Origin of the sequence: Lapillicoccus sp. (assembly GCF_039935575.1) — a bacterium.
In the GTDB taxonomy this organism is placed as follows: domain Bacteria; phylum Actinomycetota; class Actinomycetes; order Actinomycetales; family Dermatophilaceae; genus Lapillicoccus.
This window is the reverse complement of sequence record NZ_JBDTKA010000041.1, coordinates 16,393-27,133: the sequence shown is the minus strand read 5'-3', so window position 1 is coordinate 27,133 and position 10,741 is coordinate 16,393. Positions and strand designations below refer to the sequence as shown.

Sequence of the window (10,741 nt, the reverse complement as noted above, 5' to 3'; positions counted from 1 at the left end):
GAACTCGAAGGTGAACGGCGAGCGCAGTCCAGAGTCTGCATCGCGCTCCCAGCGTTCCTCACGGACGACGTGCGGCGTGCCCGACAGGCGGGAGGTGACGATCGAGGGCAGCCACGAGGTGGGGATGTCGGACGACACCACGATCCGCACCATGGTTTCGGTCGCCTGGTGGGTGACGAGGATGGTGGGGCCGAGCCCGTCGGCGGCGCAGCGTTGCTCGATCGTCTCTCGCACGTGAAGCGCCTCGAAGAACGTCAGGGGAGCCAGGGGTAGCGCGTAGCTGCGGTGGATCTCCTGGGCCATGTGCCCTCCCGGTGAGCTGGCTGGTTCTGCGGGGTTCGACGGCTCAGCGTACGTTGACCTGGTGAGCAGCGTCGTTGTCATCGGAGCGGGTTTGGCGGGACTGAGCGCCGCGTGCCACCTTGCGGGAGCCGGCTACGAGGTGACCGTCGTCGAGCGCGAGTCCGGCCCTGGGGGGCGCGCAGGGCGCATCCACCGGGACGGTTACACCTTCGATACCGGCCCCACGGTGATGACGATGCCCGGCCTGTTGGCCGACGTCGTCGGTGCCGTGGGCCAGCGGCTCGAGGACCTGTTGCCCATGCAACGGCTTGACCCGGCATACCGGGCCTGCTTCGCCGACGGAAGCGAGATCCGCGTCCGGGCGGGACATGAGGCGATGCGCGCCGAGATCGAACAGACCTGCAGCCCCGCGGACGCGGCGGCGTTCGACGACTTCGTCCGCTGGCTGCGTGAGCTCTACGACCTGGAGATGCCCAACTTCATCGACCGCAACTTCGACAGCCCGCTCGACCTGCTGGCATCCCCGAAGACGGCCGCTCGACTCTTTCGGATGGGCGGGTTTCGCCGGCTGGGACCCGTGGTGTCGCAGCGGTTCAAGGACGAACGGCTGCGCCGTCTCTTCAGCTTCCAGGCCATGTATGCCGGGCTGCCGCCGAGCCGAGCCCTGGCCATCTACGCAGTCATCACCTACATGGACTCAGTCGAAGGCGTCTATTTCCCCGAGGGCGGGATGGGTGCCATCCCCGTCGCCATGGCGCGGGCGGCAGAGCTGGGCGGCGTCGAGTTCCGTTGGGGCACATCGGCTCAAGGGTTCCGTCGCGGTCCGAACGGCAGCATCGCCGCGGTCGAGCTCGAGGGCGGCGAACAGCTGCGCGCCGACGCGGTGGTGTGCACGCTCGACCTGCCCGTGGCCTACGAGCGGCTGCTGCCGGACCTGCCACGGCCACGGGCCTTGCGCTCGGGCCGCTACTCGCCGTCGGCAGTCGTCTGGCACGTCGGCACCCGCGGTACGCCCGTCGCCGGCACCGAACACCACAACATCCACTTCGCCAGCGAGTGGGACTCCTCGTTCGACGCCCTGATCGGCGACCTGCGGCTCATGCCGGACCCCTCGCGGCTCGTCACCGTCCCGTCCCTCACCGACCCCGGCCTCGCGGCCCCCGGTGGGTCGACCCTCTACGTCCTGGAGCCCGTCCCCCACCTCGGTGGCGACGTCGACTGGGTGACCGAGCGAGAGCCGATGAGGGAGCGTCTGATGGGTTTCCTCGGCGACAACGGCTACCCAACCGACGTCGTGGCCGAGGAGCTGGTTACCCCGCTTGACTGGCAGGCGATGGGGATGAAGGAGGGCACCCCGTTCGCGTTGGCGCACACGTTCATGCAGACCGGTCCGTTCCGCCCGCCTAACGTCGAACGGCGCCTGCCGGGGCTGGTGTTCGCCGGCTCCGGCACCGTCCCCGGGGTCGGCGTCCCGATGGTGCTCATCAGCGGACGACTGGCGGCAGAACGGGTCGGCGACTACCTGCCCGTATCGCCCGTGTCAAGGCCGGCGTGACCACCGCCGTGCGCGCCCCCACAGACCTGCTCGACGAGGGGTACCGCCGCTGCGCCCGGATCACGCGCGACAACGGCACGACCTACTACTGGGGCACGTTGCTGCTGCCGCCGGAACGTCGTCGCCACGTCTACGCGGTCTATGCGCTCTGCCGGCTCGCCGACGACATCGTCGACGCACCGGACGCCACCAAGGCGGGCTACGCCGACGAGACCGCCGAGGAGCTGAGCGCGTTCCGCGTCGAGGTCGGCGAGGTGCTCGACGGAGCCCCGACCGACAACCCCGTGCTCGCGGCGATCGGCGACAGCTTCCGGCGCTGCGAGATCCCGCGGGAGAACTACGACCGGTTCATCGGGGCGATGGCCCAGGACCTCACGACGACGACCTACGAGACCTGGGACGACCTGGTCGGCTACATGGAGGGCTCGGCGGCCGTGATCGGCGAGATGATGCTGCCGGTCCTGCGCCCACTCAGCAGTGCTGCGTTCGAACCGGCTCGCCGTCTCGGGTTCGCCTTCCAGCTGACGAACTTCCTGCGTGACATCGGCGAGGACCTCGACCGAGGACGCGTCTACGTGCCGCAGGAGGACCTGCGACGGTTCGGTGCCGACCCGTGGGTGCGACGGGTCACGCCGCAGTGGCGAGAGCTGATGCGGTTCGAGATCGGCCGTAACCGGGAGCTGTATGCGCAGGCGGATGCGGGCATACCGATGCTTCCCGCGTCGTCCGCCAGGTGCGTCTCTACCGCCCGGGAGCTCTACGCCCGCATCCTTGCGCTGATCGAGGAACGGGACTACGACGTGTTCAGCGGCCGTGCCCGCGTGGCATCGTGGAAGAAGGCAACGACGTCGGCGCGGGTTCTGACGTTCGGGCCGGCCCGACGAAGGAGAGTGGCATCGTGACCGGTTCCCGGATCAGGGACGAGATCCGCAAGCGGGTCCCGATCCAGAACGTCCCGACCGTCCCGCACGACCACCTGCGCAGCACCTGGAAGCAGGCCAGGCCGGGCCGGATCCGCGCGTCGTTCGACGTAGCCCAGTCGCAGGACCCCGGCGGCTGGTTCGTCGTGGGCACCAGCGAGGACGTAGGGCTCACGCGCACGGTGGCCAGGACTGTCGCAGGTCGGGAGGTCGTGCTGTGGCGCGACGAGTCCGGGACCCTGTGCGCCGGTCCGGGGGCCTGCCCGCACCTCGGGGCGCTGCTCGAGGACTGCGAGGTGATCTCGGGCGACGTGGTCTGCCGGTGGCACGGCATGGCGCTCGGCAGCAGCGGCGCCGCGGGCTGGAAGCCGATCACGGCATACGACGACGGGGTTCTGGCCTGGGTCCGTCTGCCGACACCTGGTGAGACGCCGTCCGACCGGCCGACTCTCACCGACCGGCCGCCGCTCGAAGGCTCACTGAGCGCGGTCATCACGATCCCCGGCACCTGCGAGCCGCAGGACATCATCGCGAACCGGCTCGACCCCTGGCACGGCGCCTGGTACCACCCGTATGCCTTCTCGCACCTCGTCGTCGACGACGACGCGAGCGATGACAAGAAGCTCGTCGTCGACGTGACGTTCCGGCTGACCCCGCGCTGGGGTGTGCCGGTGCGCGCCGAGTTCGCCTGTCCTGACGCGCGCACGATCGTCATGACCATCGTTGACGGCGAGGGCGCCGGCAGCGTCGTCGAGACACACGCCACGCCGCTCGCGCCCGACGCCCTCGGCCGTTCGGTCACGATGATGACGGAGGCGACCATCGCCTACTCCCCGCGCAAGGGCTTCGGGGTCGCCCGGCAGGTCGCGGCGTTGATGCGGCCGGCGATGAAGCACACGCAGGCCCGGCTCTGGGTCGACGACATGGCGTATGCCGAGCGCCGCTACCTGCTCCGGTCCCGTGGGGAGACCTACGGGGCCTGACCCACGCGGCCGGGCATAACTCGTCGTAGCGTCCCTGCCAGGCCGTGTCGGCTCTGCATGGGCACGGTCCATACGTCGTGTCCCGGGAGGCCCCAGCGGGCGAGGTGGGCGTTGGCCGCGAGCCACCCCGTCGTGGCCGCACGTTCCATCAGTGCGACCGGGTAGTTGCAGCGAATCCCGTCTCCCGCCAAGGTGACTCGTGGGTCTGGCGTCGTCACTTCGGGCCGGTCCGCCCACGGCTCGGTGGACACCAGTGGGCAGTCCTGCCGCACCAGCCACTCTTCGTGCACCACCCCTGCGTCCCGCAGCTCGGGATGGATGACGAACAGCTGGGACCGCAGCTCGTCGCGCAGCTCGGGTTCGCCCGTGCTCTGCGGCACGGCGTAGGCGTGCACCTCGACGACCGAACCGCCGCGCTCGTTCGCCCACCGGGCCGCGCCGCTCTCGAACAGGTGGACCGAGGAGACGTTGTCGAGCGGTCCGAACCCGCTCGTCCCGAGAAAGGGTGGCGTGCCCGGCGCGACGGGACGGTCGAACCACATGCGCCAGACCGCAAATCGGGGCGCCACCTTCCGGTCGGCCACCCGCGCCCGCCACCCAGCGTCCCCGAGCCACTCGGAGTGGGCCACGATCTGCTGCAGCGGCGCCTGGTCCGTCGCGAGGACGGTGCCGTCACAGCGCAGTGACGTCCCGTCGTCGAGGGAGACGACGACCTGATCACCAGAGTCCTCGACGCCCAGGGCACGCACGCCCGTCCGCACCTCGACGCCGAGCCCGTGTAGGTAGCTGCCCAGCGGTGCCCAGAGCGCGCTGTCGTAGTCGTCGTCCGGTACGTCGAACAGCAGTCCTTCCGCGGATCCGAGGAAGTAGGTGTGGAACATCGCCACCAGCTCGCCCCCGGAGAACTCCCGGGGGTCGGCAAAGAAGCTACGAGCGAAGACCTCGAGCGCGAGGTGCCTTGCCGCAGCTGGGAACCGGAGATTGTCCAGCACGTCGGCCGCGCTTTGCCCCTCGTACTCGACGTAGGTCTGCGGGAAGCGCACGTCGAGCAGGCCGAGCGCCGCCTTGGCGTCCACGGCGGCCAGGCTGCGCGCCGAGAAGCTCGGGCTGCGAGCCACGAAGGCGAGCAGGTTGAACGGTGGGGTCGTGGGCAGTCCTGCGAACGAGTCACGGTGCCCACCGGCGAGGACGAGGGGGTAGTCGTCGATCGGCCGGAGCCTGGACAGCGCCGGGTCGGCGCGTCGCAACAGAGCGCGCAGGTTGTAGTACTGCCGGAAGAACGCATGGAAGCCGCGGCTCATCGTCGTCGGCGAACCGTCGACCTCCACCGGCCAGGCCCGAACCCGCCCACCGAGGGTAGGGGCCGCCTCGACGAGCGTGACGGCGACGCCTCGTTCGGCGAGCGCCGTCGCGGCCGTGAGCCCAGCGATCCCGCCGCCGACGACCACCGCGGTCCGAGTGCCCCCGCGGCCGTCGGCGCGACCACCAGGCGCATGCGGTCTCGCTGTCCACGGCGCGGGTCGAACCGGAGCCGCTGCGTGGCGCACCGCCCGAGCGTCGCGCCCCGGCCGCCAGCGCCGGCTCCGGCCGATCCTCACGCGCTGGCCTCGGTGCGCCTGCCGTGGAAAGTGTGGATGATACCTCGCTGCCAGCCGCGGACCGACCGGGTCCGGACGTCCTCGAAGCCGGCGTCGAGCATCCGTTGCATGAGGACCTGGGTCGAGTCCATGTCCATGACGCTGCGCCAGAGGTACTGGTAGAGCCGGGTCCGGCGCGACGTGACCCATCCGAGGGGGACCACCAGACCGCGGCACACAGCGGTCCACACCGCTGCCGCAGCGGGGTTCCCCGCGACCGAGTACTCGTGAACGACCAGCGTCCCTCCCGGCGCGAGCAGGTCGTGCAGAGAGCGCAGCAGCGCGTCTCGGTCGGTCACGTTGCGGACGAGGTAGGCCGCGAAGATGCCGTCGACCGGCGTTGCGACGGCTGCGTCCGCGCATACGGTCTCGAAGTTCTCGGCCCGGCCGTGGGCGAAGCGCACTCGCGGCGGCCAGTCCTTGCCACGGGCCTCGCGCAGCATGCCCGTCGACCCGTCGACGCCGAGGACTAGACCCGAGACCCCGACCCGCGTCAGCTCCTCGACGACCGCCCGCGTCGAGGCACCCGAACCGCATCCCAGGTCGACGACCGTGGGGGTGTCACCGCCGTGCAGGGCGACGTTGCGGGCCAGGACACGCGCACTTCGGCGCAGGTGGGCGTGGTAGCCGGGGTTGAGGGCCACCATCAGGTCGTAGCGGTCCGCGACCTCGTCGAACGCCGCCGAGACCTCGCCGCGCGGGACGTCAGTGGGAACGTCGGTGGGGACGTCGGTTCGCACTCGCTGGTCGGTCGCCATGGCGCAACCGTATGTGGTGCCCCCGGCGTTCCCGGACACCACCCGGGTTGCCACGTCAGTGGTTGGTCAGCCACCCGACGACGTAGCTCGCGTCGTTGGTCGCGAGGTGGGCGAGCGCCGGGGCGAGCAGGCTGCCGGAACGCAGCCGAAGGGCGCAGAACACCGCGCCGGCAAACCCGGTGACCAGAACGTTTCCGGCGACTACCAGCGCGAGACCACCCGGAAGTGCGAGCAAGCCGTCCATGGCGCCATTCCCCGCTGCAGTGGTCAGCGTCGGCATGATGTGCCAGCACCCGAACAGGAGTGCCGAGACGACGATCGCCCTGGTCGTGGTCGTCAGACGCAGCAGCAGCCCGAGCAGCACCCCACGGAAGGCGAACTCCTCGACCGCTACCGTCCCGAGCGGAGTGTTGACGAGCACCTCGTAGAGCAGATCCGGGAGCGGGCCCTGCAGCCGCGGATCGTCCAGTGCTCCCTCTGAGGTCCCGAGCCGGGACGTGACGATCCCGAACGCTGCGACGACCGCGACCACAAGGACCAACGCCCCTGTGCCCCAACGAAAGCCGGACGGGTGGTGGTCGTTGTGAAGCCCGAGCTCCGTCCTGTCGAGGCCAGCCCATACAGCGATCCCGCCAAGGACCGCGGCAGTCAGCAGGTTGGTCAGCAGATGCCAGGACGGCGGGATCCACAGTGATCGCGACACGTTGTATGCCGCGAGCAGGGTGACGACCACGACGAGGGCGATGGTGTCGCGGGACCCATGGCGACCGAACCGAGGCATACAGCTGGCTCCGCGTCAGCGGGCGCTGGCTGTCCTGAGGATGGGCTCGAGCGCGTCGACGAGCCGTTCGACGTCGGTGTGGTCGGTATAGGGAGCCAAGCCGACTCGAACTCCGCCGACGGATCCGAGACCCAGGTGGTGACTCGTCTCCCACGCGTAGAAGTGACCGGCCGGAGCGTTGATCCCTTGGGCGGCTAGCGCGACGCGAATCTCTTGTGGTGCACGGGATTCCGAGGTGAACAGCAGGGTCGGGGTGCGCCGCGCGGCGTTGCTGTATAGCGTCACCCCCGGCAGGGCGCGCAGCCGCGGCTCCAGCCACGCGAGCAACTCGTCCTCGTGCGCCTCGAGCGCGGCATACGAGTCGACGATCCGCTCTCGTCGGGTGCGCAGCTCGCGGGCGTCAGAGCCTTGCCCGAGCTCACCGAGGTCAGCGAGGAAGTCGACGGCGGCCGTGATCCCGGCGAGCATCTCGTAGGGGAGCGTGCCGAGCTCGAACCGTTCCGGCACCGCATCACTCGAGGGGAGCAGCTTCGCCGGTCGCAAGGGTTCGAGAGCCTCGGGCCGGGCACCGAGGACGCCGAGGTGGGGGCCGAGGAACTTGTACGGCGAGCAGACCCAGAAGTCGGCACCGGAGCCGGGCACGTCCGTGCCGACGTGGGCTGTCGCGTGCACACCGTCGACATGCAGGAGCGCGCCGACGCGGTGGGCGACCTCGGCGATCACCGGGATGTCGGGCCTGGTGCCGATGAGGTTCGAGGCGGCCGTCACAGCGACCAGGCGGGTCCGCTCCGTGACGACGGCCCGCACGTCATCGGCGTGGAGCTCGCCGCTGGCGGGGTCGAAGTCAGCCCAGCGCACGGTCGCGCCGGACTGCTCGGCGGCCAGGACCCACGGTCGGACGTTGGCGTCGTGGTCCAGGCGTGTGACGACGACCTCGTCGCCCGGCCCCCAGCCGGCCGACAACGTCCGGGCCAACATGAAGGTGAGGTCGGTCGCCGACCGCCCGAACACGATGCCTTGGGGTTCGAGGCCGACCAGGTCGGCCATCGCGGCGCGCGCCTCCTGGACGACCTGCTCGGCCCGGCGCTCGGCCACGCTGATGGCGCCGCGGTTCGACACGGCCGCGGTCATCGTGTCGGCCACCGCCATCGCCACCACGTCAGGCGTCTGCGAGCCGCCCGGCCCGTCGAAGTGCGCCGCTCCCTCGAGGAGCGCAGGGAAGTGGGCGCGGACCGCGGCGACGTCGTAGGGCACCTGCCGATTCTGCCAGCGCTCGCTGCCGCCGGCCCGCCGGCTCAGCCATCGGCGGCCTTCTCGAGGTCGGCGATGACGAGCTTCTGCATCCGCATCATCGCCTGCATGGCCCGGTTCGCGCGCTCCTTGTCCGGGTCCGCCAGCAGCTCGGGCAGCCGGGTCGGCACGACTTGCCAGCTCATCCCGAACCGGTCCTTCAGCCAGCCGCAGTCGCTCTCCCGACCACCGTCGGCCTGGAGGCCGGTCCAGTAGTAGTCGACCTCCTCCTGGTCACGGCACGGGATCTGGAACGACACCGCCTCGGTGAAGGGGAACTGCGGGCCGCCGTTGAGCGCGACGAACTTCTGCCCGTCCAGCTCGAAGTCCACGGTCAGCGCCGTTCCCTCGCGCTCCGGGTTCTCCGGTCCCCAGTTGGTGACACCGACGATCCGGGATGCGGGGAACACGGAACAGTAGAACGTCGCGGCGTCCTCGCCCTGGGTGTCGAACCACAGGCAGGCGGTCATGGTCATGGGGGAGTCCTTCTGGGTTTGCCGGTTTATCTGTCGTCAGGTGAGACTCGCGGCATACAGAGAAGTGATCGGGCTCAGGCCTCGTGTTCCTCGACGAACTCCTCGGGGTCCTTGTCGACCGGCTTCACCCCACGCGCCCAGTGCTGGGACTCGTAGCGCAGGAACTGCACCGCCAGGTCGTGGCGCAGCGTCAGCGACGCGTGGTGCCGGAAGTCGGTGAGGTCCTGACGCTCCTCCTCGGCCATGTGGTCACTGTTCGCGACGTTGGTCTCGAGCACCGCGGCGTACCACTTGTCGCTGCCCGCCTCGCACCTGCGGACAGCCCGGATCCCATCACGGATCTCGTTGTGGTCCTTGATCGCGTCCTCGACCTCCTCCTGCGCAGAGGGGGCGTCGCCGCCACCCGTGCCGAGCCGGACGAGCTCGGGGTAGAAGAATCGTTCCTCCGCGTCGGCGTGCACCTCGAGCAGGATCTCGAGCCGCTTCCAGAGGGCGTCGAGGCCGGCCTCGTCGTCGCGGGGCCACTCCTCGATCATCGCGAACATCCGTCGCTGCTCGGCGTGCTGGTGCAGGATCACTTCGGTCACGTCCATGCGGCCAGTATGGCCGAGTGGCCACGACGCCCTCGCGCACGTGCTCAGCCGGTTCAGCGACAACTTCAGCGACAACTCTGTCGGCGGTCCGGACGCCCCCCAACATGCGTCCGGAACGCCAAAGTGTGGTGTCGACCCCTCAGCGGGTCGGGTCGAACGGAGCGAGCCCGGGGCTGCGGCGACCGGTGACCATGGTCTCGGCGAGCAGGCGTCCCGTGACCGGGCCCAAGGTGATGCCCCACATGCCGTGACCGCCGGCGGCGTAAACGCGCGGCGACCGGGTCACGCCGATGAGCGGCAGACCGTCGGCGGTGCACGGGCGCGAACCGACCCACTCGTCCTGGCGGTGGTCGAGGTCGGCGCCCTGCAGGAGCGGGCGGGCGGCCTCGGCGATCGCCGTGATGCGGCGCGGGTCGAGCGCGGCCTCGGGCGCCCGGAACTCCATCATCCCGGCCACTCGCAGCCGGTCGCCGATCGGCGTACACGCGACGCGTTGAGCCGGCAGATAGACGGGACCGTCAGGCAGCGTGTCGACCTCGACGCTGAAGCTGTAGCCCCGCCCGGCTTGGACGACCGAGCGGACACCGAACCGGCGGGCCAACGATCCGAGCCAGGCGCCCGTCGCGAGCACGGCCGCGTCGAACTCCTCGACCCCACCGCGGGTGACCACGCGAACGCCAGTCCCGGAGTCGACGACATCCAGCACCGTGCTCATCGGCCCGGACGCGATCTTGCCCCCGCGGGCGAGCACGTCGTCGGCGAGGGCCTGCACGAACTGTCCGGGGTTGACGAACCGCTGGCCCCGCAGTCGGATGGCCGCGCCGACCTCTCGGGAGAGGAGCGGCTCGACGGAGCGCGCCTCCTCTCCGGTGAGGACGTCGTACTCGATGTCCTGTCCTGCGGCGTGGATGTGCTCGATCTCGTCAAGCAGCGTGCGGCGTTCGTCGGCCGTCCGGTATGCCGCCAGGAAGGACTTTGCGGCAACGGTTTCGGCCTGTACGCCGCCGTCGCGCAACAGGTCGAAGCTCTCCAGCGCCAACCGGTTGAGCGGCACGAGGCTGTTCATCGCGCGCTTCCAGTGCGCCATCGTGCTGTGCCGGGTGAAGCCCGCAACGAACCTGAGGAAGCTCGGGTTCGCGCTCGGCGGGACGTATACCGGCGAGCTCGGGCTGAGGACGGCGCGGACGCCGTACTTGAGGACGGCCGGCTCGGGGAGCGGCGTGACGATGCCGGGGGTCAGCCATCCGGCGTTGCCCCAAGAGGCCCCTGCCGCGACACCCTTGCGGTCGAGCACGGTGACCTCGACGCCGCGCTCCTGGAGGAACCAGGCGGTGGCCAGACCCACCATGCCCGCGCCGACGACGGCGACACGCTCGGGGACGGGGTGTCCGGCGGTGGGGTGCGACATCAGGCCTCTTTCGGGTCGGTGGGCTGGTCCCAGCATG

11 protein-coding genes are annotated in these 10,741 nt (G+C 70.3%); 3 read left to right on the top strand and 8 right to left on the bottom strand.

The window, feature by feature from the left end:
• The coding region (locus tag ABI385_RS05260) for a DUF2505 family protein (protein ID WP_348102694.1) at positions 1 to 303 on the bottom strand (303 nt) is incomplete at its 3' end.
• A 61-nt stretch (positions 304 to 364) separates the two neighbouring features.
• Between ABI385_RS05260 and ABI385_RS05255 the strand changes: the two genes are divergently transcribed.
• From ABI385_RS05255 to ABI385_RS05245, 3 genes are read left to right on the top strand one after another with little or no spacing between them, the layout of a single operon-like run.
• Positions 365 to 1,858, top strand: coding sequence for a phytoene desaturase family protein (locus tag ABI385_RS05255; protein WP_348102693.1), 1,494 nt, complete (start codon positions 365 to 367; stop codon positions 1,856 to 1,858).
• The gene (locus ABI385_RS05250; protein WP_348102692.1) at positions 1,855 to 2,760 is read left to right on the top strand and encodes a phytoene/squalene synthase family protein; all 906 of its coding nucleotides are present in this window, start codon (positions 1,855 to 1,857) and stop codon (positions 2,758 to 2,760) included. Before ABI385_RS05255 ends, ABI385_RS05250 begins: the two co-directional genes overlap by 4 nt.
• A complete protein-coding gene (locus ABI385_RS05245; protein WP_348102691.1) occupies positions 2,757 to 3,761 on the top strand; it encodes a DUF5914 domain-containing protein in 1,005 nt (334 codons plus the stop codon). Before ABI385_RS05250 ends, ABI385_RS05245 begins: the two co-directional genes overlap by 4 nt.
• Here the strand turns inward: ABI385_RS05245 and ABI385_RS05240 are convergent.
• The 7 genes from ABI385_RS05240 to ABI385_RS05210 form a co-directional block, all read right to left on the bottom strand.
• Positions 3,749 to 5,308 (bottom strand): FAD-dependent oxidoreductase, encoded by a 1,560-nt coding sequence (locus ABI385_RS05240; RefSeq protein WP_348102690.1) that lies wholly within the window; start codon positions 5,306 to 5,308, stop codon positions 3,749 to 3,751. The two genes, ABI385_RS05245 and ABI385_RS05240, sit on opposite strands and share 13 nt — an antisense overlap.
• 47 nt (positions 5,309 to 5,355) lie before the next feature.
• Positions 5,356 to 6,156 (bottom strand): class I SAM-dependent methyltransferase, encoded by an 801-nt coding sequence (locus tag ABI385_RS05235; protein WP_348102689.1) that lies wholly within the window; start codon positions 6,154 to 6,156, stop codon positions 5,356 to 5,358.
• Between the two features lie 55 nt (positions 6,157 to 6,211).
• The gene (locus ABI385_RS05230) at positions 6,212 to 6,937 is read right to left on the bottom strand and encodes a type II CAAX endopeptidase family protein (RefSeq protein ID WP_348102688.1); all 726 of its coding nucleotides are present in this window, start codon (positions 6,935 to 6,937) and stop codon (positions 6,212 to 6,214) included.
• Between the two features lie 15 nt (positions 6,938 to 6,952).
• A complete protein-coding gene (locus tag ABI385_RS05225) occupies positions 6,953 to 8,191 on the bottom strand; it encodes a cysteine desulfurase-like protein (RefSeq protein ID WP_348102687.1) in 1,239 nt (412 codons plus the stop codon).
• Positions 8,192 to 8,232: 41 nt separating this feature from the next.
• Positions 8,233 to 8,703 carry a VOC family protein gene (locus tag ABI385_RS05220; protein ID WP_348102686.1) on the bottom strand — a complete coding sequence of 157 codons (471 nt, stop codon included), beginning with the start codon at positions 8,701 to 8,703 and terminating at the stop codon, positions 8,233 to 8,235.
• Positions 8,704 to 8,777: 74 nt separating this feature from the next.
• A complete protein-coding gene (locus ABI385_RS05215; RefSeq protein WP_348102685.1) occupies positions 8,778 to 9,296 on the bottom strand; it encodes a hemerythrin domain-containing protein in 519 nt (172 codons plus the stop codon).
• 139 nt (positions 9,297 to 9,435) lie between these two features.
• Positions 9,436 to 10,704, bottom strand: a complete 1,269-nt coding sequence (locus ABI385_RS05210; RefSeq protein WP_348102684.1) for an FAD-dependent oxidoreductase — start codon at positions 10,702 to 10,704, stop codon at positions 9,436 to 9,438.
• Positions 10,705 to 10,741 lie beyond the last annotated feature (37 nt).

Bases quoted from the DNA above. Each gene is read 5' to 3' on its own strand.
- ABI385_RS05215 (WP_348102685.1), bottom strand. From the start codon at position 9,296: ATGGACGTGACCGAAGTGATCCTGCACCAGCACGCCGAGCAGCGACGG.
- ABI385_RS05210 (WP_348102684.1), bottom strand. From the start codon at position 10,704: ATGTCGCACCCCACCGCCGGACACCCCGTCCCCGAGCGTGTCGCCGTC.
- ABI385_RS05235 (WP_348102689.1), bottom strand. From the start codon at position 6,156: ATGGCGACCGACCAGCGAGTGCGAACCGACGTCCCCACCGACGTTCCC.
- ABI385_RS05230 (WP_348102688.1), bottom strand. From the start codon at position 6,937: ATGCCTCGGTTCGGTCGCCATGGGTCCCGCGACACCATCGCCCTCGTC.
- ABI385_RS05220 (WP_348102686.1), bottom strand. From the start codon at position 8,703: ATGACCATGACCGCCTGCCTGTGGTTCGACACCCAGGGCGAGGACGCC.